This window comes from Ruegeria lacuscaerulensis (assembly GCF_013034745.1).
Taxonomy (GTDB): Bacteria; Pseudomonadota; Alphaproteobacteria; order Rhodobacterales; family Rhodobacteraceae; genus Ruegeria; species Ruegeria lacuscaerulensis_B.
Genome location: NZ_WQGP01000006.1, coordinates 1 through 23427 on the forward strand (window position 1 = coordinate 1; position 23427 = coordinate 23427).

At 57.2% G+C, this 23427-nt stretch carries 25 protein-coding genes; 9 read left to right on the forward strand and 16 right to left on the reverse strand.

Annotation, left to right across the window (positions count from 1 at the left end; all coding sequences use genetic code 11):
• The 6 genes from GOV79_RS12645 to GOV79_RS12670 all read right to left on the reverse strand — a co-directional run.
• Positions 1 to 194: hypothetical protein (locus GOV79_RS12645; RefSeq protein ID WP_170790051.1), on the reverse strand; the 194-nt coding region annotated here is incomplete at its 3' end.
• A 19-nt stretch (positions 195 to 213) separates the two neighbouring features.
• Positions 214 to 858, reverse strand: coding sequence for a protein-tyrosine phosphatase family protein (locus GOV79_RS12650; protein WP_170493941.1), 645 nt, complete (start codon positions 856 to 858; stop codon positions 214 to 216).
• 120 nt (positions 859 to 978) lie between these two features.
• Positions 979 to 1152, reverse strand: coding sequence for a hypothetical protein (locus GOV79_RS12655; RefSeq protein WP_170493938.1), 174 nt, complete (start codon positions 1150 to 1152; stop codon positions 979 to 981).
• A 402-nt stretch (positions 1153 to 1554) separates the two neighbouring features.
• Positions 1555 to 2169 carry a hypothetical protein gene (locus GOV79_RS12660; RefSeq protein WP_170790052.1) on the reverse strand — a complete coding sequence of 205 codons (615 nt, stop codon included), beginning with the start codon at positions 2167 to 2169 and terminating at the stop codon, positions 1555 to 1557.
• A 55-nt stretch (positions 2170 to 2224) separates the two neighbouring features.
• Complete coding sequence (locus GOV79_RS12665; protein WP_170790053.1) at positions 2225 to 2587, reverse strand: hypothetical protein; 363 nt, start codon at positions 2585 to 2587, stop codon at positions 2225 to 2227.
• 300 nt (positions 2588 to 2887) lie between these two features.
• Positions 2888 to 3187 carry a hypothetical protein gene (locus tag GOV79_RS12670; protein WP_170790054.1) on the reverse strand — a complete coding sequence of 100 codons (300 nt, stop codon included), beginning with the start codon at positions 3185 to 3187 and terminating at the stop codon, positions 2888 to 2890.
• A 568-nt stretch (positions 3188 to 3755) separates the two neighbouring features.
• On the opposite strand from GOV79_RS12670, the gene GOV79_RS12675 reads away from it, so the two are divergent.
• From GOV79_RS12675 to GOV79_RS12685, 3 genes are all read left to right on the forward strand, one after another.
• Complete coding sequence (locus GOV79_RS12675) at positions 3756 to 4271, forward strand: DUF805 domain-containing protein (protein WP_170790055.1); 516 nt, start codon at positions 3756 to 3758, stop codon at positions 4269 to 4271.
• Positions 4272 to 4344: 73 nt separating this feature from the next.
• Entirely contained in the window at positions 4345 to 5115 is a 771-nt protein-coding gene (locus GOV79_RS12680) for a hypothetical protein (RefSeq protein ID WP_170790056.1), read from the forward strand.
• Positions 5099 to 5635 (forward strand): hypothetical protein, encoded by a 537-nt coding sequence (locus GOV79_RS12685; protein ID WP_170790057.1) that lies wholly within the window; start codon positions 5099 to 5101, stop codon positions 5633 to 5635. Before GOV79_RS12680 ends, GOV79_RS12685 begins: the two co-directional genes overlap by 17 nt.
• 370 nt (positions 5636 to 6005) lie before the next feature.
• Here GOV79_RS12685 and gyrB read toward each other — a convergent pair whose 3' ends face one another.
• Positions 6006 to 8423: a DNA topoisomerase (ATP-hydrolyzing) subunit B gene (gene gyrB / locus GOV79_RS12690; protein ID WP_170790058.1), complete on the reverse strand. Its 2418-nt coding sequence runs from the start codon at positions 8421 to 8423 to the stop codon at positions 6006 to 6008.
• Between the two features lie 102 nt (positions 8424 to 8525).
• Complete coding sequence (locus GOV79_RS12695; RefSeq protein WP_170790059.1) at positions 8526 to 9098, reverse strand: TetR/AcrR family transcriptional regulator; 573 nt, start codon at positions 9096 to 9098, stop codon at positions 8526 to 8528.
• Between the two features lie 100 nt (positions 9099 to 9198).
• Between GOV79_RS12695 and GOV79_RS12700 the strand changes: the two genes are divergently transcribed.
• Positions 9199 to 9765: a carboxymuconolactone decarboxylase family protein gene (locus GOV79_RS12700; protein WP_170790060.1), complete on the forward strand. Its 567-nt coding sequence runs from the start codon at positions 9199 to 9201 to the stop codon at positions 9763 to 9765.
• On the opposite strand, the gene recF is transcribed toward GOV79_RS12700, so the two are convergent.
• From recF to mutM, 6 genes are all read right to left on the reverse strand, one after another.
• Complete coding sequence (recF, locus tag GOV79_RS12705; protein WP_170790061.1) at positions 9762 to 10856, reverse strand: DNA replication/repair protein RecF; 1095 nt, start codon at positions 10854 to 10856, stop codon at positions 9762 to 9764. The genes GOV79_RS12700 and recF overlap by 4 nt on opposite strands.
• A gap of 59 nt (positions 10857 to 10915) precedes the next feature.
• Entirely contained in the window at positions 10916 to 12037 is a 1122-nt protein-coding gene (dnaN, locus tag GOV79_RS12710) for a DNA polymerase III subunit beta (RefSeq protein ID WP_170790062.1), read from the reverse strand.
• Between the two features lie 228 nt (positions 12038 to 12265).
• On the reverse strand, positions 12266 to 13651 hold the full coding sequence (gene dnaA / locus GOV79_RS12715) for a chromosomal replication initiator protein DnaA (protein WP_170790063.1): 1386 nt from the start codon (positions 13649 to 13651) through the stop codon (positions 12266 to 12268).
• A 560-nt stretch (positions 13652 to 14211) separates the two neighbouring features.
• A complete protein-coding gene (rpsT, locus tag GOV79_RS12720; protein WP_170351928.1) occupies positions 14212 to 14475 on the reverse strand; it encodes a 30S ribosomal protein S20 in 264 nt (87 codons plus the stop codon).
• A 225-nt stretch (positions 14476 to 14700) separates the two neighbouring features.
• The gene (locus tag GOV79_RS12725; protein ID WP_170790064.1) at positions 14701 to 15477 is read right to left on the reverse strand and encodes an acryloyl-CoA hydratase; all 777 of its coding nucleotides are present in this window, start codon (positions 15475 to 15477) and stop codon (positions 14701 to 14703) included.
• Between the two features lie 66 nt (positions 15478 to 15543).
• The gene (gene mutM, locus GOV79_RS12730) at positions 15544 to 16395 is read right to left on the reverse strand and encodes a bifunctional DNA-formamidopyrimidine glycosylase/DNA-(apurinic or apyrimidinic site) lyase (RefSeq protein WP_170790065.1); all 852 of its coding nucleotides are present in this window, start codon (positions 16393 to 16395) and stop codon (positions 15544 to 15546) included.
• Between the two features lie 86 nt (positions 16396 to 16481).
• Between mutM and ubiE the strand changes: the two genes are divergently transcribed.
• Together ubiE and ubiB are read left to right on the forward strand one after the other, a co-directional pair.
• Positions 16482 to 17234 carry a bifunctional demethylmenaquinone methyltransferase/2-methoxy-6-polyprenyl-1,4-benzoquinol methylase UbiE gene (gene ubiE / locus GOV79_RS12735; protein ID WP_170790066.1) on the forward strand — a complete coding sequence of 251 codons (753 nt, stop codon included), beginning with the start codon at positions 16482 to 16484 and terminating at the stop codon, positions 17232 to 17234.
• The gene (ubiB, locus tag GOV79_RS12740; protein WP_170790067.1) at positions 17235 to 18764 is read left to right on the forward strand and encodes a 2-polyprenylphenol 6-hydroxylase; all 1530 of its coding nucleotides are present in this window, start codon (positions 17235 to 17237) and stop codon (positions 18762 to 18764) included.
• A 96-nt stretch (positions 18765 to 18860) separates the two neighbouring features.
• On the opposite strand, the gene GOV79_RS12745 is transcribed toward ubiB, so the two are convergent.
• Complete coding sequence (locus GOV79_RS12745) at positions 18861 to 20036, reverse strand: acetyl-CoA C-acyltransferase family protein (RefSeq protein ID WP_170790068.1); 1176 nt, start codon at positions 20034 to 20036, stop codon at positions 18861 to 18863.
• A gap of 118 nt (positions 20037 to 20154) precedes the next feature.
• On the opposite strand from GOV79_RS12745, the gene GOV79_RS12750 reads away from it, so the two are divergent.
• Entirely contained in the window at positions 20155 to 20724 is a 570-nt protein-coding gene (locus tag GOV79_RS12750; RefSeq protein ID WP_170770923.1) for an XRE family transcriptional regulator, read from the forward strand.
• A 47-nt stretch (positions 20725 to 20771) separates the two neighbouring features.
• Here GOV79_RS12750 and GOV79_RS12755 read toward each other — a convergent pair whose 3' ends face one another.
• The gene (locus tag GOV79_RS12755; RefSeq protein ID WP_170786457.1) at positions 20772 to 21089 is read right to left on the reverse strand and encodes a hypothetical protein; all 318 of its coding nucleotides are present in this window, start codon (positions 21087 to 21089) and stop codon (positions 20772 to 20774) included.
• Between the two features lie 194 nt (positions 21090 to 21283).
• On the opposite strand from GOV79_RS12755, the gene GOV79_RS12760 reads away from it, so the two are divergent.
• Together GOV79_RS12760 and GOV79_RS12765 are read left to right on the forward strand one after the other, a co-directional pair.
• Complete coding sequence (locus GOV79_RS12760; RefSeq protein ID WP_170790069.1) at positions 21284 to 22471, forward strand: glycine C-acetyltransferase; 1188 nt, start codon at positions 21284 to 21286, stop codon at positions 22469 to 22471.
• Positions 22468 to 23418: a PLP-dependent cysteine synthase family protein gene (locus GOV79_RS12765; RefSeq protein WP_170790070.1), complete on the forward strand. Its 951-nt coding sequence runs from the start codon at positions 22468 to 22470 to the stop codon at positions 23416 to 23418. The genes GOV79_RS12760 and GOV79_RS12765 overlap by 4 nt, the downstream gene beginning before the upstream one ends.
• Positions 23419 to 23427 lie beyond the last annotated feature (9 nt).

Here is a 23427-nt window from a genome sequence, read left to right on the forward strand (position 1 = left end):
ATCTCGCAATAGGCCGTTTCTTCCTCAAGATCGCTTTTCTTATACTCGCCCGTTGAAACTTTTTCGATCCGAATACAGCGTTCAGTAACGCCGTTGGGACTATCAAATGTCGTGGCTTCACCGAGGACATCGTCGTTCGCCCACAAGACGGTGGGTGCAATGAAAGCAAGTGACCCCAGAAGAATGAACTTCATTTGGATAGTTCTCCCAATATCATTTGGGGCAAATCGCTGCCTGTTGTTCGGTAGAGATCTTCAAATTGGGGTCGACACTGAAGTTGGAGAACTTTGAGTCAATCCACTGGTCACACCCGCCTGAACATGGGGCCCCGTTTCGGGCCTCATTCCAATATTCCTTGGCCCTTTCTTCTGTCCAACCGCAAAACTGAACGAGCGCCATCGCCGACAATGCACCTGAGGAATGAACGCCCCACATGCAGTGCACCAGAACAGGGCCCTTTCCAGGGTTTTGAATCACCTCGTGTATGGACGCCATGACAGCACTGGGTCGGGAGGATCTGGCGCTTTGATAGTCGAAAGATCCGTTTCCGCAACTTGTGCGGCCGTATTCGGTGTTCTTGCCGAAGTCTGCGTAAAACCCGGTTGAAAACCCTTCATCGCAAAGGGTCTCGCGTTGAACTTTACTCAGACCCGTTCGATCCTTGTCGCCGCCTTTGAAACCAGAGCGATACAATACTCCGCTTAAGACTGGGCGAAAGAAAGCGACGCCATCAACACCTCCGTCGCCACCCTTTGAAAGCATTTGACTGTTGCTTGGGCCACCGTTTCGACTGGTTACGTCAGAATTCGCCGCGGTTGCCAGAGCACCAATGAATATGAGGGACGTCAAAAACCGCATGCCAGCTCCTTTCTATTTTTCAGCCTGTTATGCTCAAACTCTTCCTACTTGGTAATCTATTGGAGCGGCTCATTCTCAACAGCCGTATCAAGTGCGGGATAGACTTTCCGACCTGAAGCTTTAAATCGGCCACACCAGATTGATGATAAAGACGACCACGAAGTAGGCCAGAAAAACTTTCCAGTTCCATTGGTGTTTGCTTTCTTCGTTGATCACGCCGGACGACTTCAATGCCAGGTTTGTGACAATCAGAGCGACAACGATGACCGCCGCATGTGCCAGATCAAAATGCAAACTTAAGCTCCCTTTTGCAGATGTTTGATTTATGAAAAATGTGTCAGCAGTCACCTGATGGCAGCATAGCTACATCTGAGTACCTTCCCTCAGATGTCGTGATCCGAGCACATGCACCAGTATCCGTGTTAAACCAGTACGAGGTGAGCCCTTCGCTTCGGATGAGTTCAAATCCGAGACTCTGGATGCCCATTTCAGCCTGTCCCGCTCTTGCCCCTTCAAATGACGAAAGATCGCTAGAGCTGCCCACAGTTGGTGCACTTGCATCCACTGATCCGCCACTCTCGTCGCATGCTGCAAGCGCAGTAATACACGTCGTGCCGATCACCAATAGGACCTTGGGATTCATCTGTGTTTCCCTCGCTTTTTTGGACTTGCGTTCCAGGGTTTCTGATTGATCACCTATTCAATTCCGAAAATTACGTTGTAGTCGACGGAAGAGTTGCTGCGATTGATAACTTCCACAACATGATCACCGGATTGCCAAAGCTGTCCTCGATACTCCTTGTCCGCCGACATCAATCCCAACAGTTCAGAACCATCGGGGTTACGAATGACGTAGTCCAAGGAGCCATTTCGCGGAGCAACGCGGACGTAAAGGAACTGTTCGTTCTTTGCACCGAGAAGGTATTGCTGCGACGCTCCGGGCGCGAGTTGGCCGCCAAGTTCGGCGCCAGTGGAACCGACATCGAATTTGACACGCTGGCTACCGGTAGAACCGGCGACGCCTGCAATGGCTCCACCGCCATCATCCATCGCCTCGACAACCGACATCTCTCCAATGCTTCCATCCTTGTACGCGATGCAGCGCCAAAGTGTTCCACCTGCATCTCGTAGCATGACGAGCGTACCTGCTTCCGAGAACTCTGAGCTTTCTATCGTACCTGATTGACCGTCTGGTCCTCCAACCTGCCGTAATTGGTCGATACACGCGTCATCGGCTTCTGACATTGCAAAAGCAGCAGTGCCCGCGATTGCGAACATGGGAGTGAGGAGTTTGAGTAAAACGAGTTTCATCAGATGGTTCCCTGTTGGCTTGTCCTTACAGTTTTGTTCCGTACTAAGCGGAACCTCACTTTGCATCCCTCAACTTTGATAGAAACTCATCGCATGCCTGTGCGCTGCCGACGACCTCGTCTGTCGTTTCAATTCCTTGCAGTGATGCCATCTCGGAATTTACGCGATTGAGGATCTGATCCGCTTGCTCGGGGGTGATCAGGTTCTCTGCTTGTGCTCCTTTCAATGTGGTGCAGACACCGGCGGACAAGCCTGTCGCAACGCCGACACCCACTGCGGCCCCGCCACCTAAGGTCATCGCCCCAACCACGCCGAGGACGAGCCCGATCACAATACCCAAGATCACTTTTCCCATGTTTTCCTCCCTTTTGGTGAGAATAAGCGCGGCTTTCACTACCGGCGCAAACCATGTGCCCATCTGCAAATCAAGACCAGCGCTAACAGGTTGAGCACCGGTGCGAGCGCCGCGAACCACGGTTTGGCCGACTCTGAGATCGAGTCCGCTACAAGTATCCAAGGTAGTCCCAACGGCAGAAGGAACACCCCGGACAAAGGGTCTCTTTCCTGTCCCAACCAGCCAAATGTGCCCGTCAAGAATGCAATCAACGCCAACAGGTAAAGGATCGCGAATACAATGATAGTGGTTCTACAAACCAAGTCGAGCCTCAGCAAATCAAGCCAGTGCTACGCAGCCGTTTTCGGCTACGCAGCAGACTGGTCACAATGCGCCTTCGTCGCCCAGGAACTCGATACCAGCTGTCGTGCCATCACTGTAAGCAATGCAATTCCAAGGAGCACGATCCTCGCCAACGCCTACAGTGACCTGTGTCCCCGCCTCGCTAAACGCGGATGAGAGCACCACGACTTGCGAATTGTTCGTTGTGCTGGCTACATCTCGCAAACACGCCTGCTGAGCGGGTGTGAGTTCGGCGGACGCACTGGATGTACTCGTATCGTCGCAGGCCGCAAGCAGTGCGAAACAAGTTGCGCCCGCAATCATCACCATCTTTTTAGACATTTTCTTCTCCCTCTGGTTCCGTTGAAATTGGTGAAATTGGATGGCTTGTTTGAAGTTCTCGCGTCAGAGCAGGCTATGAAACATACTTCGGCCCTGTAACTTCCCTTCCCAACAACTTGTCGCGGGGGGTGGCGGGCGGAGCTATATTACTTTGACAACCGAGACCGCCGACAACGTGTGAAGGCTGAATGACGACAATGGCAGAAGCTCGAGCGAATTCTGGAGGTAGGCCGAGTACACTAAGTATAAGCATCGCGTCCTCCCAACGCTCAATCATTGTAAAGTGCCTTCCGACCGCCAGCACTCACTCCAGCGGCCGGTAGGGCCCGACAAGTCGGGCGACAGCGATCACAACGGAGGTAAAATGAAAGTTGTGTCAAATTCACATGTTTGAATCTAATTTTTAATAGATCAACATTTTTTCCGCGCGTAAACTTCATTACGCTCTCGTACGATAGGCGTCTGCCCTCAAACAAAAAGGTAGGTGGGAGCACCCATGAGGGCGAATGTGTTCTTTTGGGTCGGCGAGGCGTTCTGAGGTCGCGCAGAAACCAAGAAAGGATTGAAAATGGGTTTTGTTGGAGCCGTCAAAACGTGTTTCTCGAAATACTTCCAGTTCTCCGGTCGGGCTATGCGCTCAGAATACTGGTGGTTCTTCTTGTTTGTGGTTCTCGTGAGTTCTGCTTTAGCTGTGGTGGATGCGATCATATTCGGGACCAACCCAGAAACAGGGCAAGGATCTCGAGTTCTGTCCTCTGTTTTCCAACTGGCCGTTATCATCCCTATGCTGGCCGCCGGTTGGCGGAGGTTGCATGATACAGGGCGACCTGGCTGGTACTTGCTGCTGCCGATGGCGCTCAGCATTACAACGCTTTTTGTTATGCTGGGTGGCGTGGCGTTCTTCTCGGCATTGGAGCAAGGGGCCGAAAACCCCGATGCATTGCGAGGACCCGCGGCAGTTTTGGGCGTGACCGGTATTGTTGTTGTCTCAATTCTTCAATTGGTTCTGTCCATCCTGATGATCTGGTGGCTGACGCGACCTTCTCAAGAAGGCGCAAACGAATACGGCGCACCTGTTTCCTGACCTGGTTGCGCAGGCAGCGGGTCAGAATCTCTGCTGAATGACAGTTCGATTCTTAATACCAGGGAGAGAGAAAATGAGTTTCAAGCTGATTCCCATTGGAACGCTACTGATGGCTATGGCGACCACAGCATCAGCAGAATGGTCGTTCAGTTCCGGGCCTAATCCCAATGCATTTATTCAGACTGGAAACATGACATTGGAACTTCAGTGTGACCGTATCCGCTTTGCTCCGGCTGGATACGAGGACAGCCAGGACATTGTGGACAAACAAGGGCTTTCCATTCGTTTTTTGAAGAACGGCACCACCGAAGTTGGGGCATTTCAGGTTGGCGCAGAAAACGCTGCCGTGCAGATCGTCGACAACTATCCCGTCGAGGTCAGTTTCAATAGTCAAGAGGACTATGGTTTTGTACTGGACCAGCTTGCGGCCAATGCATCGGTTAATCTGTCGATGATTGATCAAGATGTCAGCTACGGAATCTTTGACTTGAAAGGTTCCAGCGCGGCAATTCAGTCCCTTCGTTCCGCCTGCGATTCAGGTGCTAGCCAGGGGGCCTCCTACGAACCCCCCGAAGGCATCGTCTATTGTGGTGGCGGAGCGATAAAACGCCAAATCGAATATGTAATTCTGGACAATCCGGAAGGAGAGTGGGACGCGCGAGTAACGGTCAACGGCGAGTCGATCAGAGCCATGACGGCCTACAGTTACTTCGGAAACTATGAGCCGCCCGCCGGGTTTGTCGTTGCCCTGCTTGGGGAGGACAGGTCCGAGTTTCTGATTTTTAGCGAAGGCTCGGCAAACTGGCTGGAATATGGGGACTACAGGTATGATCAGTGCAATTGATGCCACCCTCCAACCGGCTTCCCAATTAGTGGGCCTGTTGAAAGGGTTGGTTTCCGGGATTGTGCTGGTTTCGAGCCCAGTATGGACCTCACCAGCTGTCGCGGCTGATGTTTCGCAACTTCCAACTGGTTTGCGGGCTAAGGTTGATCTGGCAGAAAAAGCCTGCGCAGAGTTCAACGACGGTCAGTTTGACTTAGATTGGGGTGCGGTTGAGAGGGTCGATCTCGACGGAGATCTACAACCCGACTGGGTTCTGAATGAATCTGGATTCGCGTGTTCGAGTGCTGCATCTCTTTATTGCGGAACTGGTGGATGCATGTCGCACTTCTTGATTGAAGAGGAAGTTCACTCCTTGCTCAATCGAGGCTGGACGGTTGTCGAATTCGGGCGTCAACGCATTGTCCTTGCAGATGTCCACGGAACTAATTGTGACGGAATAAACCCGACGCCTTGCGCAACAGCCAGTGTTTGGGATGCGGAAGCAAAGACGTGGCGCTCGTCTGCTGGTGATTGGGAGTAAACTGTAATTGGGCACCGCATATAAGCCTGAGAGCCTGTATGTTCGGGTTCCTCAGTGGCATGCAAACCTGTTGGCAAACTTCCAAGCTTTTCTTTTATGAAATCAATGTCAGAAACGCAGCGTTATGAGCGTACCCACATCCGGTCTCGGAAATTGCAACGTCTTGTTACGAAGGTCCGCTTTGGGCTGGAAGCGGCCATCCGAAAACCTTCCCCGGCAATACGGCGATGGCGCGAAACAAGCAAAGAATGAGACCCGAAGATATGGAGCCTCGAACCAAGAAAGTTGAAGGTTAATGCGCCCAAAGTTTTGGGCTAAAAATGTAACTCTTTGGGCGAAATGCAAAGCTATGGGCGCACCTACAACATCCCTAGAAATCCAGATTTTCCACGCTTAGCGCATTTTGCTGGATGAATTCTCGGCGCGGTTCGACTACATCGCCCATCAGTTTGGTGAACAGGTCATCCGCCTCGACCATGTCATCCACGCGGACCTGCAACAGTGTACGTGCATCCGGGTCCAGCGTGGTTTCCCACAGCTGATCAGGGTTCATTTCGCCCAGACCCTTGTAGCGCTGCAGAGACAGGCCCTTTTCGCCTTCTTCCAGAATGGCGCGCAACAGGTCCAGCGGGCCGTGGATGGCCTGCGTCCGGTCGCGGCGGATCAGGGTGGCGGGGGTGTTGTAGACCTCTTGCAGGCTTTGCGTGAAGCTGCCGGTTTTGTGCGCCTCGCCAGACCGCAGCATGGGGCCGTCCAGTGTACGGACCTCCTCGACGCCGCGCAGGATGCGGGCCAGACGAATGCCGTGATCCTGTGTGATCCGGCCCTGCCAGCCGCGTTCATATTCCAGCGCGATCAGGTCCAGACGAGCGGCCACCTTGTCCGCGACGCCTTGCAGGTCGGCATCGACCGCACCGGGCACAAAGGCACCTGCCACCGCAGCCTGTTCCAGAATGTGACGCGGGTAGTGGGTTGGGAAGGCGTCCAAAACACGTTTCAACTGACGCGCTTCATCGACCACGCGAGTCAGGTCCTGCCCGATGATTTCCTCGCCCGAGCCCAGCTTCAGCACCGCGCCCTCGACCCCTTGATTGATCAGGTAGTCATCCAGAGCCGCCTGATCCTTCAGGTAAACCTCTGATTTACCACGCGAAACCTTATAGAGCGGTGGCTGCGCGATATAAAGGTATCCACCTTCGATAAGCTCTGGCATTTGCCGGTAGAAGAAGGTCAACAGCAGAGTCCGAATATGCGCGCCGTCCACATCGGCATCCGTCATGATGACGATCTTGTGGTAGCGCAGCTTTTCGATGTTGAACTCATCCCGGCCAATGCCGGTGCCCAGCGCCATGACCAGATTGCCGATCTCTTGGCTCGACAGCATCCGGTCAAACCGCGCGCGTTCGACGTTCAGAATCTTACCACGCAGCGGTAGAACGGCTTGGGTCAGACGGTCTCGACCCGTTTGGGCAGAACCACCGGCCGAGTCCCCCTCGACCAGAAAAACTTCGGTCTTCGAAGGGTCCTTCTCGGAACAATCCTTCAGCTTGCCGGCCAGATAATTCACGTCCATCGCCGTCTTGCGGCGGGTCAGTTCGCGCGCCTTGCGGGCGGCCTCACGGGCCAGCGCGGCCTCGATGATCTTGCCGACAATCCCTTTGGCTTCGTTCGGGTTTTCCTCGAACCACTCAGCCAGCTTTTCGTTCATCAGACCTTCGACCGCCGGGCGCACCTCGGACGACACCAGCTTGTCCTTGGTCTGGGATGAGAATTTCGGATCAGGTACTTTGACCGACAACACGCAGGTCAGACCTTCGCGTGCGTCGTCTCCGGTAAAGCTGACCTTTTCCTTTTTCGCGATCCCGCTGGACTGCGCATAGTTGTTGATTGTCCGGGTCAAAGCACCCCGGAAGCCCGCCACGTGCGTTCCGCCATCGCGCTGGGGGATGTTGTTGGTAAAGGGCAGAACCGTCTCATGGTAGCTGTCATTCCACCACATCGCGATTTCCACGCCGATGTCATCGCGCTCGCCCTTGATATAGATCGGTTCGGGCATCGCAGGCGCCTTGGACCGGTCAAGATATTTGACGAATTCCTTAACGCCACCCTCATAGAACAACTCGGTCTCCAGCCGCTCAGCCGGGCGTTCGTCGATCAGGATGATCCGCACACCCGAGTTCAGGAAAGCCAGCTCGCGCAGGCGTTTTTCCAGCGTCTCGAACGAGTAGTTCAGGTTCGAGAACGTATCGGTCGAGGCCAGAAACCGCACTTCGGTCCCGGTCTGTTCACCGCATTCCTGAACCACCTTCAAGTGCTCCGACGTCTCACCACCTTCAAAGCGCGCCACATGTTCCTTGCCGTTGCGCCAGACGCGCAGCTCTAGCCAATCGGAAAGGGCGTTCACCACCGAGACACCCACGCCGTGCAGACCGCCCGACACCTTGTACGAGTTGCTGTCAAACTTACCGCCCGCGTGCAGTTGGGTCATGATGACCTCAGCGGCGGACACACCCTCTTCGGGGTGAATATCCACCGGAATCCCGCGCCCATTGTCGCTGACTGAAACACTGGAATCGGCGTGGATTTTTACGGTTACATGGTCGGCGTGACCGGCCAGCGCCTCATCAATTCCGTTGTCGACGACCTCATACACCATATGGTGCAGACCCGAGCCATCATCCGTATCCCCGATATACATACCTGGACGTTTGCGAACAGCTTCTAAGCCTTTGAGAACTTTAATGGAATCAGCGCCGTATTCCTGTGGTGCCTGTGCGTCGTCGGACATGCCGTTAGTACCTATATTATTTTGGTAACTTATACGTTTTCTGGTGGGGAATGTCACGCGCTCCCCCAAGATTTTGTGGTTTTCTCTGCCGTTTTCGGCCGATCAAAGCCGGTCCAAATCCGCCGCGATATCTGCGGCGATTTCTGCGGCATTCACATCGTTGCGTTCGGCGGACAATCGCAGGCCCAGAATGTCCGACTGATACCGTGCAGCCAGCCGATCCGGGTCGTGATCCGGCCCGATCTCTCCGGCTTGCTGGGAACGACGGAAGAGCGTGGCGAAACACTCTTTCATCTCGACCATGTGGCCACTCGCCTTGTCCGCCAACTCATGACCTTTGGCCTGCAATTCCGCATAGGTCTTGGCCAGCATACAGGCATGCGTCGGCACAGCACCCGCGTCGATCACCACATGCGGTTGCGCTTTTAGTGCCCGCAACGGACCCATCTCATCGGCCATTGCCATCAGACGCGCTACGCCGTCCTGCGCGTATCGCTCTAACGTCAGTGCGTAGAGCGCATCCTTCGACCCGAATGCGGCATAAAAACTGCCGGGTTTCAGGTTCAGCGCGCGTTCTAGATCTTTCAGCGACGTGCCGGCCCACCCCTGTCGCCAGAAAATATCCTGCGCCTGCGCAATCAGCGCATCCCGGTCGTATGAGGGTTTTCTTGGCATCGCCGTCACCAATTCTTGAACGTTTGCTCAAATATATACTTGAGTGATCACTCAAGAAAGCCTAAATGTGATTCACTTCGCCAGAAACAGGAGCTTTGACATGGCAAACTTCCCCTCTCATGACCTCGAAACAGCGCCCGAAGGGTCCAAACCGCTGCTGGAAAAGTCGCAGGCCGCATTTGGGCGCCTGCCCGGCCTGCACAAGGTAATGGCCGAAAGCCCCCAGCACCTGGAAGCTTACCAGATGCTGCACCACCTGTTTCTGCAAACCGATTTCGACAATGACGAGAAAACCGTCGTATGGCAGACCATCAACGTGGAAAACGAATGCCACTACTGCGTGCCCGCCCATACCGGCATCGCCAAGATGATGAAGGTCTCGGACGAAATCACCGAGGCGCTGCGCGACGAAACCCCGCTGCCGTCCGCCAAGCTTGAGGCACTGCGCACCTTCACCCTGCAAGTGATGCAAAGCCACGGCAACCCGAGCGAGGAACAGCTGCAAGCCTTCTTTGACGCAGGTTACTCGCACCGCACGGTGCTGGACGTGGTGCTGGGTCTGGCTCAGAAAACCATGTCGAACTACATGAATCACATGGCGCAAACCCCGGTCGATCAGGTGATGCGCGGCTTCCTGTGGGAACGCAAGGTCAGCGAACCTGCCTAAGCGACGACCGAGGCCCCGTCGCTTTCGGTCACAACCAACGTCTGGGCCCGGTCGCCCAATTCCACAAACAGCTCAGGCCCGGTGCCCGTCATCCAGGCCTGCGCACCCAAGGCGCAAATCTCGTCATAGAGCGCCGCTCGCCGTCCGGCATCCAGATGGGCGGCCACCTCATCCAGCAGCACAATCGGCGGTGCACCCACCATCCCCGCCAGCGCCCGCGCATTCGACAGGATCAGCGAGACCAGCAGGGCCTTTTGCTCTCCGGTCGAGCAATCCTTGGCCGGAACACCCTTGGCCGCGAAGACACCGTACAGGTCCGATCGATGCGGCCCCACCAAGGTCCGCCCCGCCGCCAGATCGCGAAACCGGCTTTCATTCAGCGCCTCACGCAGATCCTCAACCGTACCCGGCATCGCACCCTCAGACTGCACCAATTCCAGATCAGCCGAGGGAAACGCGGTTTCAGCTTGCTCCTGCGCTCCGCGCAAATGCTCTAAGGCCGCCAAACGCGTCACATGGATGCGGTGCCCGGTCTCGGCCATCTGCCCTTCTAACGCGGCATACCAATGGGCATCTCGCACCTGCTCTTTCAGCAGGCGGTTGCGTTCGCGCATTGCCTTTTCATAGATCAGTGAAGCCTCGGCATGGGCGGGATCAAAACTCAGCGCAATACGATCCAGAAACCGCCGTCGCCCCTCAGCCCCTTCGATCCACAGTCGATCCATCGACGGGATCAGCCAGACCACGCGCGCCAGCTTGCCCAGATCAATCTGACTGGCCGCCTTGTCATCAATCCGAACCTGCCGCGCAGCGCCCCCTTCGGACCATGTCTCGATCTCATAGCCTTGCCCCTGTGCGTTCAGCAGGCCTGACAGCTTCCACCCCAGCGCTTCGGGTCGTCGCGTCATCTCAGCGGCACTCGCCCTCCGCATGCCGCGACCGGGCGAAAACAACGACACCGCTTCCAGAATATTGGTCTTCCCGGCCCCGTTCGGCCCATGGATCGCCACCGGCCGCCCATCCAGAGACAAACGCGCCAGCTTATGAGACCTAAAATGCGAGACCGTAAGCTCGGTCAGGGCCAATCCCATGACCCCTCCCTTCTTCTGTTCAAAAATACCTCCGCCGGAGGCATCGCGCGCCAGCGCGACTAGACGCGCATCGGCATGACAACATAAACCGCGCTTTGGTCATTGCCCTCGCGCATCAGGGTTGGATCACCGGCCGAATTGAACAGGAACACCGCATTCTCGCGATCCACCTGAGACGCAATCTCCAGCAGGTATTTCGCGTTGAACCCGATCTCCAGCCGCTCATCGCCATATGCCACGGCCAGTTCTTCCTCAGCCGCACCGCTATCGGGCGCATTGACCGACAAAACCAGTTTATCCGTATCCAACTGCAACTTCACCGCGCGCGAGCGTTCGGACGAGACGGTCGCCACCCGGTCCACAGCCTGAGCGAACTCGGCGGCATCCACTTCCAACTGGCGCGTGTTGCCTTGCGGAATAACACGAGTGTAGTCGGGGAAGGTGCCGTCGATCACCTTGGAGGTCAGCGTAATATCCGGCGTGGCAAAACGGACTTTCGTCTCGCTGACCGAGACAGCGATGTCCATCTCGTCATCGTCTAGCAACTTGCGCAGCTCACCTACGGTTTTACGCGGCACGATCACGCCGGGCATATCTGCCGCGCCGTCCGGCAAATCGGCATCAATACGCGCCAGACGATGCCCATCGGTGGCCACACAGCGCAGCACCTTGCCGCCATCTGACCCATCGGCCACATGCATATAGACGCCGTTCAGATAATAGCGCGTCTCTTCCGTCGAGATTGCAAATTTCGACTTGTCGAACAGCCGCCGCAGCAGCGCCGCAGAGGCTGTAAAGTTCGATTGATATTCCGAGGACGCCATCACCGGGAAATCCTCTTTCGGCAGCGTCGCCAGCGAGAAGTTCGACCGCCCGGCCTCGACCGTCAGACGCCCTGCGGCGCTGTCAGCTGTCAGCGTAACCAGCGCGCCATCGGGCAGTTTCCGCACAATTTCATGCAAGGTGGTGGCGGCCACTGTGGTCGCGCCCGCGCGTTCTACCTGCGCAGGGGCCTTGTCGACCACCTCGATATCCAGATCGGTGGCGCGGAACATGGCCTGATCACCTTCGGCCTCGATCAGCACATTGGCCAGTATCGGAATGGTGTTGCGACGCTCCACAACGGATTGGGCCTGCGAAACGGCCTTGAGAAGGGTGCCGCGTTCGATGCTGATCTTCATACCCTCAATTCCTCTGACTTGCGTGCCGATAGGGGCGGGACTGGCACGTTAGCGGTTCCACCCTGAGGCACAAGGATTTTTTATGGATTTCTGAGTCGGATTGCCCAAAGGGTCAAGGGCCACGTGGCCGCTTGGGCACAGTTCCCAATCAACCGTGGAGTTTATCGCACAAGAAAACGCCCCGGATGTGAGGCTCCGGGGCGTTTTCCTGTTTTCTGAAGATACGTCCTACGCCTCCAGAGCGCGGCGCAGCATTTCCACGTCTTCGGCGATTTGACCGTCGGTGGTCTTCAGCTCTTCGATGCGCTTCACACCATGCATAACGGTGGTGTGGTCGCGCCCGCCAAACCGACGCCCGATCTCGGGCAGCGAGCGGCTGGTCAACTGCTTGCACAGGTACATCGCCACCTGACGCGGGCGAGCATAAGACCGCAAGCGCTTGGGGCCGATGATATCCGACAGACGGATGTTGTAGTATTCGGACACTTTGCGCTGAATCTCCTCGACGGTGATCTTGCGCTCTGAGGCACGCAGCACGTCAGCCAGACAATCCTGCGTCAGTTCCATATCGATCTCGCGACCTACCAGCGAGGCAAAAGCAAACAGACGGGTCAGCGCACCTTCCAGCACCCGCACATTGGTCGAGATGCGGTGGGCCAGAAATTCCAGCACGCCATCAGCGATCTGCAGGTCGGGATAGGTGGCGCTATAGTGCTGTACCTTGTTCTGCAAAATGCCCAGACGCAGCTCATAGTCAGTGGGATGCAGATCCACAACCAGACCACATTGCAGGCGCGATTTGACACGGTCTTCCAGATCCTTGATCTCACCCGGCGCACGGTCGGCCGAGATGATGATCTGTTTGTTCTGATCCACCAGCGCGTTGAAGGTGTGAAAGAACTCTTCCTGCGTGGAATCCTTGCCTGCGATGAACTGCACGTCATCAACCATCAGCACGTCGACCGAGCGGAACAGGTGTTTGAAATCCATCATCCGGCGTTCGCGCAGGGCCTGAACGAAACGATACATGAACTGTTCTGCTGACAGGTACAGCACGTTCAGATCAGGGCGCTTGGTCTTCAACTCCCACGCAATGGCGTGCATCAGGTGGGTTTTACCCAGACCAACACCACCATACAGAACCAGCGGGTTGAAGGTCACCGGACCGCCTTCGGACACGCGGCGCGCGGCGGCATGGGCCAATTCGTTGGGTTTGCCGACAACAAACGTATCAAAGGTAAAACGGGCATCCAGGGGAGCAGCTTGCAGGGACTCAAGCGCCTCATTTCCGACGGCGGCCTGCTGCGACAGAGGCTCATCCTGCGGGACTTCGACCGCAGGTGTAGCTTCGACCGAAGGGCGCGCAGGCGAGTTGGCCGCGACCCGAAAGGCCAGACGCTGAACGGATTCCCCGGATGTATTCATCTCATACAGAATCAGGTCGGCAAAATTCTGGCTGACGTAATTGCCCATAAAGTTCGTCGGCACCGAGAACACCGCAACGCCATCCTGAACTTCTTGGAATTGCAGAGGTTCAATCCAGGTCGTGTAATTGTTCTTGCCGATTGCCTTGAGCAAATTGTTTTGCAGTAGTCCCCATTTCTCTTGTGTCATTCAGCGCCTCACGCATCCCATTCTTTATTGGCCTGTCGGCCTTATTAATGTGTCCGGTTGCCCGGTTCTGACGCTCACTCGCAAAAGGATACCCACCCGCCGAACCCGCAAAGTTCGGCGCCTTCGTCCCAGAAAGCCTGCACAGACCAATTTCGCAGACGTTCCATAACCGGATCGCCCCGAAAACCGGGTCGTGGCTCGCAATCTCAATTTTCGACAGGGCCTAGGTTCTTGGTGCGCCAAGTCCCACAGCAGACCGGCAATCCGGTGCAACCGGTTGCCGACAATTGTTCCCTGACCATCCTGATGCCCGTCAGTCCGGTCGGTGAAACAGCCTGTCCCCCCAAGCGAGTGAATCGCTAAAACAGTGGTAGCAAGAGGGTGACGCTCGGGGCAACGAAACTCTGATATTGACTCGGGTCTGGGGGCGAAAGAATCTCTCGGTTTCGTGAGGACGCGGTATTCTGGCAACAGCAGAAAGGGCGCCGCACTGCGCGACGCCCTTTAAATAGATCAGTCTTGCTTACGTGACCTAAGGTCACCAGCGGTCACTGTGCGACTCAGCCCAGCGCTTTGACGCGGGCCGACAGCCGCGACATTTTACGCGATGCGGTGTTTTTGTGGAAAACGCCTTTGGTGACGCCGCGCATCAGTTCGGGTTGTGCTGCGCGCAGGGCAGCAGTTGCTGCGTCCTTGTCTCCGGAAGCGATCGCTTCTTCGACTTTGCGCAGGTAAGTGCGGATGCGCGAACGGCGTGCTTTGTTGATTGCAAAACGCTTTTCGTTCTGACGTGCGCGTTTCTTTGCCTGGGGCGAGTTAGCCATGTGTCTCTGACCTTTGTTCGGTACGGTTATCTAGGGTTGCGCGCCACGGAATTATCCGCACCGGATCAGAAATCACGAGTGTGAGTCGGGCCTAGCGGGCCGCACGCGCATGTATAGCGGCGCTTACTATCCAAACTGCCGGGGTTTGCCAAGCAGATTCTTGTAGCCGCGTATCAGACATGAAAAAAGGCGGGCCCTGCCCGCCTGATCCGATATGCCGCCCGCTTACTTGTCGCGGAATTGCGCGGCGCGTTTTTCAAGAAACGCAGCCATACCCTCTTTTTGATCTTCAGTCGCAAACATCGAATGGAAGACGCGGCGTTCGAACAGCATCCCCTCGCTCAGCGTCAGTTCGTAGCTGCGGTTGACCGCCTCTTTCGCGGCCATTGCACTCAGCTGAGACTTCTCTGCGATCTTCTGTGCCGCGGCCATCGCCTCTTCTAGAAGTTTCTTGGCCGGCACCACGCGGCTGACAAGACCGGCTCGTTCTGCCTCGTCCGCGTCCATGAACCTACCGGTCAGGTTCATGTCCATCGACTTGGACTTGCCCACGAAGCGGGTCAGTCGCTGGCTGCCGCCCAAACCTGCGATCACGCCCAGATTGATCTCGGGCTGGCCGAACTTGGCGCTGTCCGCGGCGATGATGAAATCGCAAAGCATCGCCAGTTCACACCCACCGCCCAACGCATAGCCTGCCACGGCTGCAATGATCGGCTTGCGGATGGCCGTCATGCGGTCGTTCAGATCCGCAAACAGATTCGTAGTGTAGACGTCGACAAAGCTCATCGTGGACATTTCCTTGATGTCCGCGCCTGCAGCAAATGCCTTGTCCGAGCCGGTGATGACGATGCAGCGCACCTTGTCATTGCTATCGGCATCTTCCAATGCCGCGCACAATTCGCCGATAAGCTGCGAATTCAGCGCGTTCAGGGCATCGGGTCTGTCCAGCTTGATAAGAGCGACGTGGTCTTCGATTTCGACGATGATCGTCTCAAAAGCCATGAGGTGTAAGCTTCCGGTTGTTCCGTTCAGATACGATTCATTATCACGCGCAAAAGCTGGATCAAGTTATCTTTGGCATTGCGCGCAATAGAAGGATGAGCGACCGGACTGGGTGATTCTCTTGATCGGCGCGCCGCAGCCTTCGGTGCGGCAGGGTTCGCCTTCGCGCCCGTAGACATCAAAGCTGTGCTGAAAATATCCAAGTTCTCCATCGGCTTGACGGAAATCACGCAGGGACGACCCGCCGGCCTGAATGGCATCTTGCAGGACCTGCCGGATAATCGGGACCAGTGCTGCAACACGCGGCGTCGAAATTTTCCCAGCTTTGCGACGTGGCGACACTCTGCCGCGATAAAGCGCCTCGCAGACATAGATATTCCCTAATCCGGCAACGATTCCCTGATCCAGCAGTGCGGATTTGACAGGGGTGTTCTTGCCTATGAACGCATCAATCAGGTGCTGCTCGTGAAAGTCATTGCCCAAGGGTTCCGGCCCCAGAACCGAGAGCAGCTTATGCGCCTCGGCATTCGCGGTGGGCAACAGGTCCATCGCCCCGAACCGGCGCGGGTCGTTAAAGGTGACGCGCGCACCATTAGCCATGTGAAAGACCACATGGTCATGTTTTTGCGCCGCAGGATGATCATGCACGAACTGACCCAACGGATCGCCCGAGACCGTCATCCGCCCCGACATGCCCAGATGAATCAGCAAGGTCTCGCCGCTGGAAAGATCGGCCAGAATGTATTTTGACCGCCGCCGCAACCGATCTATCCGCTGCCCCGTCAGCCGCTCGGCCATACGGTCGGGAAAGGGCCAGCGCAGATCGGGACGGTTCACATCGGCGCGTTCGATCACCACCCCCTCCATCGCCGGGGTCAAACCGCGTCTTACTGTCTCGACCTCGGGCAATTCGGGCATTAGATGGCTCCTATTCCAAAGGGCCGCATTGTGCCCGCCTCTTATGGCCCTATAACAGAGGCGAAATTCGAAGAACGGCAAGGCTTATGTCCGACAACAGCGACAAGACCACTCATTTCGGGTTCGAAACCGTACGCGAGGCTGAAAAGGCCGGGCGTGTGCAAGGCGTGTTCAACTCGGTTGCCTCGAAATATGACGTGATGAACGATGTCATGTCGATGGGGATCCATCGGGTCTGGAAAGACGCGATGATGGACTGGCTGGCTCCGCGCCCCGGTCAGCGCCTTCTGGATGTCGCGGGCGGTACCGGAGACATTTCCTTTCGTTTCCTCAAGCGCGCGGGGCACGGCCACGCCACCGTTCTGGACCTGACCGAGCCGATGCTGGTCGAAGGCCGCCAACGCGCCGAAGCAGATCAGATGGCCGACAGCCTGAACTGGGTGGTGGGCGACGCCATGTCCCTGCCCTTCGAGGACAACACCTTCGACGTCTACACGATTTCCTTCGGCATCAGAAATGTGACCCGCCCGCAAGTGGCACTGAACGAAGCCTACCGTGTGCTGAAACCCGGCGGCCGCCTGATGGTACTGGAGTTCAGCCAGTTGCCAAATGACGGGCTGCAAAAGCTCTATGACCTCTACAGCTTCAACGTCATCCCGCGCATGGGCAAGCTGATCGCCAATGACTACGACAGCTATCAATATCTGGTCGAATCGATCCGCAAATTCCCCGATCAGGAAACGTTTCTGGGCATGGTCCGCGCGGCCGGGTTCGAAAACGCCAAATACCGCAATCTCAGCATGGGTATCGCCGCGCTGCATTCCGGTTGGAAGATCTAAATGCGCGGCCCTCACAACATCATCCGCCTGATCCGCACAGGCGCCACGCTGGAGCGCACGGGCGCCATGAGCGTGGTGCTGGACGCGTTCGAGGCTCCGCCTGCGCTTCGCTTTGTGGCCCACGCTCTGGGCAAACCTTTTCAATGGCTGGGCTACAAGGGCGACCCCGACATGCCCCCCGCCACCCGCGCCCTGACGGCGCTGGGTCCGGCTTATATCAAATTCGGTCAGGTGCTTTCGACCCGCCCTGACGTGGTTGGCAATGAACTGGCCGCCCAATTGCGCGTGCTGCAAGACAAACTGCCCCCATTTTCCCGCGATGAAGCCATGGCCGAAGTCGCCAAAGAACTGGGCCAACCCGTGGATGAGGTGTTTTCGGAATTCAGCGAACCCATCGCCGCGGCTTCCATCGCGCAGGTTCACAAGGCCAAGCTGTCTAGTAACGGTGAGAATGTCGCCGTCAAAGTCCTGCGCCCCGGCATCGAACGCGCCTTCCGCAAGGATGTGGACGCCTTCTATTTCGCCGCCCGCATCGTGCAGCTGTTCGCCCCCGGTGCACGCCGCTTGCGCCCGATGGAGGTGATCGAACATTTCGACGGTGTCGTGCGGGGCGAACTGGACCTGCGTCTGGAAAGCGCCGCAGCCTCGGAATACGCGGCCAACACCAAAGATGATTCCGGGTTCTGGCTGCCTCCGGTGGTTTGGTCGCTCTCTGCCCGCAGGGTCATGACCCTTAGCTGGGCGGACGGTATCCCGTTGGGCGACAATGACGCCTTGGACGCCGCCAATCATAACCGTCGCGATCTGGGCGAACGCGTCCTGCGGCTTTTCCTGTTGCACGCGCTTCGTGACGGCTATTTCCACGCCGACATGCATCAAGGCAACCTCAAGGTCGCGGCCAATGGCGACATCATCGCCTATGACTACGGCATCATGGGGCATATCGACGAATATACCCGCCGGGTTTACGCCGAAATCCTCTTTGGCTTCATTCGCCGCGACTATAAACGGGTTGCCGAGGTGCATTTCGAAGCGGGCTATGTCCCCGCCAATCAAGATGTCGACGAGTTCGCCCGCGCCCTGCGCGCAGTCGGAGAGCCCATCTTCGGCATGGACGCCACCCATATCTCGATGGGCCGCCTGCTGAACTACCTGTTCGAAGTGACCGAACGTTTCGGTATGGAAACCCGCACCGAACTTATCCTGCTGCAACGTACAATGGTCGTCGTCGAAGGCGTGGCCCGTTCGCTCGACCCGCAGGTTAACATCTGGGAAGTCGCCCGCCCCGTGGTCGAGGACTACATCAAGAAATCCATCGGCCCCCGTGCCGCCCTGCGCGATTTCAGCAAAACTGCACTGGTCCTTGCCCGTTTCGGCCCCCGCCTGCCTGCGCTAGTCGAAAACGCGCTGATCGCCCAAACCCAAAAAGACGACCCCAAGTCTGCTCGCTTCTGGTCCGCGGCGCTTCCTGCAACGATCGGAGCCGCCGCAGGCGCAGCCATCGTGCTGATTCTTTCGGTGCTCAGCTGAAACCGATCCGCCCTTCATCTGGCTGAAAATATCCTCGGCGGGATTCGCGCCCAAAGGCGCGAAGGGGGGCAGACAGCCCCCCGACACGGTCTCAGATCAGAGCAGTTCGAATGCAATGGCGATACCCTGACCGCCGCCAATACACATGGTCACCAGACCTTTCGAGCCGCCGATGCGTTCCAGCTCATACAGCGCTTTCAGCGTGATGATCGCCCCGGTTGCCCCCACCGGGTGGCCCAGCGCAATCGCGCCGCCGTTCGGGTTCACCTTGGTTGCGTCCAGCCCCAGCTCCTTGTTCACCGCCAGCGCCTGCGAGGCAAAGGCTTCGTTGCTCTCGATCACGTCGAAATCTTCGATCGACAGACCCGTTCGGGCCAACAGGTTCTGCACCGCAGGCACCGGACCAATACCCATCACCTCAGGGCGCACACCGGCGTGGCCATAGCCCAGAATACGCGCCTTGGGCTTCAGACCCGCCTTTTCAGCCGCATCAGCCGTGGCCAGAACCATCGCCGCCGCACCGTCGTTGATGCCCGACGCATTGCCTGCCGTCACCCGACCATCCTTCTTGAACGCCGGGCGCAGACCCGCCAGCGCCTCGATTGAGGTCGTCTTGGGATGCTCGTCGACCACGAAATCGACCATGTCGCGCTTGACTTTGACCTGAACCGGCGTGATCTGGCTCTGGAAGTACCCAGCCTCAATCGCGGCAGCAGCACGGGTCTGGCTGGTCAAGGCGAACTCATCCATCTGCTCGCGCGTGACCTGGTGCTCATCCGCGACGTTCTCAGCCGTGACACCCATATGACCAGTGCCAAACGGACAATTCAGCGCACCCAGCATCATGTCCAGCGACTTGATATCGCCCATTTTTGCACCCCAGCGCGCCTGCTGTAGGATATAGGGGCTGCGCGACATGCTTTCGGCACCACCGGCCACAGCAAAATCTGCATCACCCAACATCAGCGACTGCACTGCCGACACAATCGCCTGCGCACCCGAACCGCATAGTCGGTTCACGTTCATCGCAGGCGTTTCGACCGGAATTCCCGCCTGTTTGGCAGCGGCCCGAGACAGATACATATCACGCGGTTCTGTGTTGATCACATGGCCGAACACAACATTGCCGATCTGACCACCTTCGACGCCCGACTTCTCCATCGCGGCCTCAGTCACAACGGTCGCCAGATCAATCGGCGCGGTCGAGGCCAGTGCCCCGCCAAACGTACCAACCGCGGTGCGGGCACCATCCAGAATAACGATGTCTTTCATATCTCATCTCCTCTTGGGTCTGGCGGCACTATTACGTCCTGCAGCGTAGCTGTCCTATACGACGTACCGTCACAAGCAGAATTGACATCGCTCCTCCAAAGGCGCATGAGTTTCCGTAATGACGGAAACCACAGACGATATCCTGACACGCCTGCCTGCCCGCCTGAAAGAAGCGCGCCGCGCCAAAGGCCTGTCGCTTGAGGCCGTCGCTAACCTCAGTGGCGTGTCCCGCTCCATGGTCAGCCAGATCGAACGCGGGGAAAGCAGCCCCACCATTGCGACATTGTGGAACCTGACACGTGCGCTGAATGTAGACTTTGCCGGGCTTTTGGATGAAGAGGTTCAGGGCGACACAATTGAAGTACTGAAACAGTCGGATGTGCCCAGTATCGACAATATGGGGTATGGCTGTCGGATCGGCATCCTCTCCCCGCCAGAAGATGCCGGTGGGCACGAAGTGTACGATATCTGGTTCGAGCCGGACGGAAAACTGATCAGCCAACCGCATGCAAAAGGCTCTCGTGAACATTTGACTGTTTTGATGGGATCGGTCGAGATTGAATCAGGCACCGCAACTGAGGTTCTGCATCAAGGCGACACAGGGCGTTATGCAGCGGATGTTGCGCACTCGATCATTGCACATAATGGACCGGCACGCGTTTTTCTAATTGTGAAAACCGGTCTATAGGATCGACCGGCCGCCTGAACAGGCGGCCAGTCCGGATTGATAAATTATTACTCGTCGGGTAGGTCGTTTGCGCCGCGGGTTCCTCCACGGTTGGACACCTGACCGTCTGTACCGGTAATGCTGCTGAGGCTGCTTCCAATATTGCCCCAGCCGCCATTTCCGCCGCCGCTCACCGCCGAAGCCGTTCCTTTGCCTTTGCTTCCAAAGTCCCGACCGAGCGTGGCCGCGCCACCTGAAACAGCCCCGGCCATCGACTGAGCAAGCCCACTGTTACCACCACCGGTGTTGCCTTTGCCAGGCCCTGCGAAAGCCGCTGTTGCACCGAACATCAGAGCCAATGCCGCGACTGTTGAGATCTTAGTCATATCGTTTCCCTCCCAGTTGATATGCAAATGAATACGCGGCGTGGAAAAAAGTGGATCACATTGAGTTCAGCAAAAAGTTATCACTTAAAGCTTCCTTCAATCCGCAATGTAAGAAAATTTTCCGTAATACTGCAATTCTTCTATTTCGGAAATGCATCCGCTATGCTAGACACCGGGGAGCTATGGAGGCCCAGATGGCAAATGCATTCCTATCACACATCACGGACACGCTTTCGCAGATCGAATCCGAGGGTCTGTATAAACGCGAACGCATGATCACCTCGCCTCAGGGCGGTGAGATTACGGTGGGCGACAAGCAGGTCATAAACTTGTGCGCCAATAACTATCTGGGTCTTGCCGATCACCCTGCGCTGATCGACGCCGCCGTTGGTGCGATGGGCCCCAAAGGGTTCGGCATGGCCTCGGTCCGGTTCATCTGCGGTACACAAGACATCCACCGCGAGCTGGAACAGAAGCTGGCGCAGTTCCTGAACAAGGATGATGCGATCTTGTTTGCAGCTTGTTTCGATGCGAATGGCGGGCTGTTCGAGCCGCTACTGGGTCCTGAGGATGCCATCATCTCGGATAGTCTGAACCACGCTTCGATCATCGACGGGGTACGGCTGTGCAAGGCCAAGCGCTATCGCTACATGAACAACGATATGAACGATCTGGAGGCGTGGCTGAAACAGGCGCGCGCGGATGGGGCGCGGCATATCATGATCGCCACCGACGGCGTGTTTTCCATGGATGGCTATCTGGCCAACTTGCCAAAAATCCGTGAACTGGCCGATATGTATGACGCAATCGTCATGGTCGATGACTGCCACGCCACCGGCTTCATGGGGCCGAACGGTGCCGGCACGCCGGATCATTTCGGCGTCGATGTGGACATTCTGACGGGAACTTTGGGCAAGGCACTTGGGGGGGCAATCGGCGGTTATATCGCCGGGCCGCAGCCAGTGATCGACCTGCTGCGGCAGCGGGCGCGGCCCTATCTGTTCTCGAACTCGCTGCCGCCTTCGATCGTCGCCGCCGGGCTTGAAGCGATCCGTCTGGTCGAACAAGGCGACATGCTGCGCGCCCAACTGTTCGGCAACGCCAAAAACTGGCGGGAAGGTCTGGAAAAACTGGGCTTTGACCTGCTGCCCGGCGAACACCCGATCATCCCGGTGATGCTGGGCGAGGCGACGCTGGCGCAGGACATGGCCAACAGGCTGTTTGAAGAGGGCGTATATGTCTCGGGCTTTTTCTTCCCGGTCGTCCCGCGCGGACAGGCTCGGATCAGAACACAAATGAACGCGGCGCTGACCCGCGAAGAGTTGGACCGCGCCTTGGCCGCGTTTGGCAAGGTCGGCAAAGAACTAGGAGTGATTTCGTGATCCTGCCCTCTGTCATCGACGCGATTGGGAATACACCGCTTGTTGACCTGTCGCGCGTCTGTCAGCACCTAGGTCTGGAAGGCCGCATTCTGGCCAAGCTGGATTACCTGTTGCCGGGGTTCTCGAAAAAGGATCGCGCCGCAAGGTCGATCATCGAACTGGCCCGCGCGGATGGCACCCTGTCACCGGGGCAGACGGTGGTCGAGCTGACCTCGGGCAATATGGGCACCGGGCTGGCGATTGTCTGCGGAATTCTGGGGCATCCTTTTGTAGCGGTGATGAGCGCCGGAAACTCGGTCGAACGGGCGCGGATGATGCGCGCCCTTGGGGCAGAAGTTGTGATCGTGCCGCAAGCCGAGGGCAGCAAAACCGGCGAGGTATCGGGCGCGGATTTGGCGCTGGTGGACGAGGCCGCGCAACGCATCACGGCCGAGCGTAACGCCTTCCGGGCCGATCAATTCGGACATTCCGGCAATCCCAAATCCCACGCAACCGGCACTGGACCCGAAATCTGGGAGCAATCCGGCGGCACCGTCACAGCCTTTTGCGATTTTGCGGGCTCTGGCGGTACTCTGGCCGGGGCCGCCGCCTATCTGACGCCGCATGGCGTGCGCTGCTATGCCGTGGAACCCGAAGGCGCGCGGGCCATCGCTGGCGAAGCCATCACAAACCCCGATCACCCAATCCAAGGCGGCGGATACGCAATGGATGATCTGGTTCACCTGAACGGCATCTCATTGGCCGGGCATCTGTCCGTGTCAGGCGACGCGGCGCGGGATGGGGCGCGGTTGCTGGCCCGAACCGAAGGCATTTTCGCTGGCTATTCGGCGGGTGCCAACCTTGCCGGCGCGATCCAGCTGCTGCGTGGCCCGGAAAAGGGCGGCTGCGTTGCGATTGTGATGTGTGACAGCGGGTTGAAATACCTGTCGACCGATTTGTGGGAGTAATCCAATGCG

Excerpts from the sequence above, each read along its gene's own strand:
- GOV79_RS12650 (WP_170493941.1), bottom strand. The coding sequence starts at position 858 with ATGCGGTTTTTGACGTCCCTCATATTCATTGGTGCTCTGGCAACCGCG.
- GOV79_RS12695 (WP_170790059.1), bottom strand. The coding sequence starts at position 9,098 with ATGCCAAGAAAACCCTCATACGACCGGGATGCGCTGATTGCGCAGGCG.
- gyrB (WP_170790058.1), bottom strand. The coding sequence starts at position 8,423 with ATGTCCGACGACGCACAGGCACCACAGGAATACGGCGCTGATTCCATT.
- GOV79_RS12755 (WP_170786457.1), bottom strand. The coding sequence starts at position 21,089 with ATGACTAAGATCTCAACAGTCGCGGCATTGGCTCTGATGTTCGGTGCA.
- dnaN (WP_170790062.1), bottom strand. The coding sequence starts at position 12,037 with ATGAAGATCAGCATCGAACGCGGCACCCTTCTCAAGGCCGTTTCGCAG.
- GOV79_RS12700 (WP_170790060.1), top strand. The coding sequence starts at position 9,199 with ATGGCAAACTTCCCCTCTCATGACCTCGAAACAGCGCCCGAAGGGTCC.
- GOV79_RS12725 (WP_170790064.1), bottom strand. The coding sequence starts at position 15,477 with ATGGCTTTTGAGACGATCATCGTCGAAATCGAAGACCACGTCGCTCTT.
- ubiB (WP_170790067.1), top strand. The coding sequence starts at position 17,235 with ATGCGCGGCCCTCACAACATCATCCGCCTGATCCGCACAGGCGCCACG.
- GOV79_RS12685 (WP_170790057.1), top strand. The coding sequence starts at position 5,099 with ATGATCAGTGCAATTGATGCCACCCTCCAACCGGCTTCCCAATTAGTG.
- GOV79_RS12670 (WP_170790054.1), bottom strand. The coding sequence starts at position 3,187 with ATGTCTAAAAAGATGGTGATGATTGCGGGCGCAACTTGTTTCGCACTG.
- GOV79_RS12665 (WP_170790053.1), bottom strand. The coding sequence starts at position 2,587 with ATGGGCACATGGTTTGCGCCGGTAGTGAAAGCCGCGCTTATTCTCACC.
- recF (WP_170790061.1), bottom strand. The coding sequence starts at position 10,856 with ATGGGATTGGCCCTGACCGAGCTTACGGTCTCGCATTTTAGGTCTCAT.
- GOV79_RS12660 (WP_170790052.1), bottom strand. The coding sequence starts at position 2,169 with ATGAAACTCGTTTTACTCAAACTCCTCACTCCCATGTTCGCAATCGCG.
- GOV79_RS12680 (WP_170790056.1), top strand. The coding sequence starts at position 4,345 with ATGAGTTTCAAGCTGATTCCCATTGGAACGCTACTGATGGCTATGGCG.
- dnaA (WP_170790063.1), bottom strand. The coding sequence starts at position 13,651 with ATGACACAAGAGAAATGGGGACTACTGCAAAACAATTTGCTCAAGGCA.
- ubiE (WP_170790066.1), top strand. The coding sequence starts at position 16,482 with ATGTCCGACAACAGCGACAAGACCACTCATTTCGGGTTCGAAACCGTA.
- GOV79_RS12675 (WP_170790055.1), top strand. The coding sequence starts at position 3,756 with ATGGGTTTTGTTGGAGCCGTCAAAACGTGTTTCTCGAAATACTTCCAG.
- GOV79_RS12760 (WP_170790069.1), top strand. The coding sequence starts at position 21,284 with ATGGCAAATGCATTCCTATCACACATCACGGACACGCTTTCGCAGATC.
- mutM (WP_170790065.1), bottom strand. The coding sequence starts at position 16,395 with ATGCCCGAATTGCCCGAGGTCGAGACAGTAAGACGCGGTTTGACCCCG.
- rpsT (WP_170351928.1), bottom strand. The coding sequence starts at position 14,475 with ATGGCTAACTCGCCCCAGGCAAAGAAACGCGCACGTCAGAACGAAAAG.
- GOV79_RS12745 (WP_170790068.1), bottom strand. The coding sequence starts at position 20,036 with ATGAAAGACATCGTTATTCTGGATGGTGCCCGCACCGCGGTTGGTACG.
- GOV79_RS12750 (WP_170770923.1), top strand. The coding sequence starts at position 20,155 with ATGACGGAAACCACAGACGATATCCTGACACGCCTGCCTGCCCGCCTG.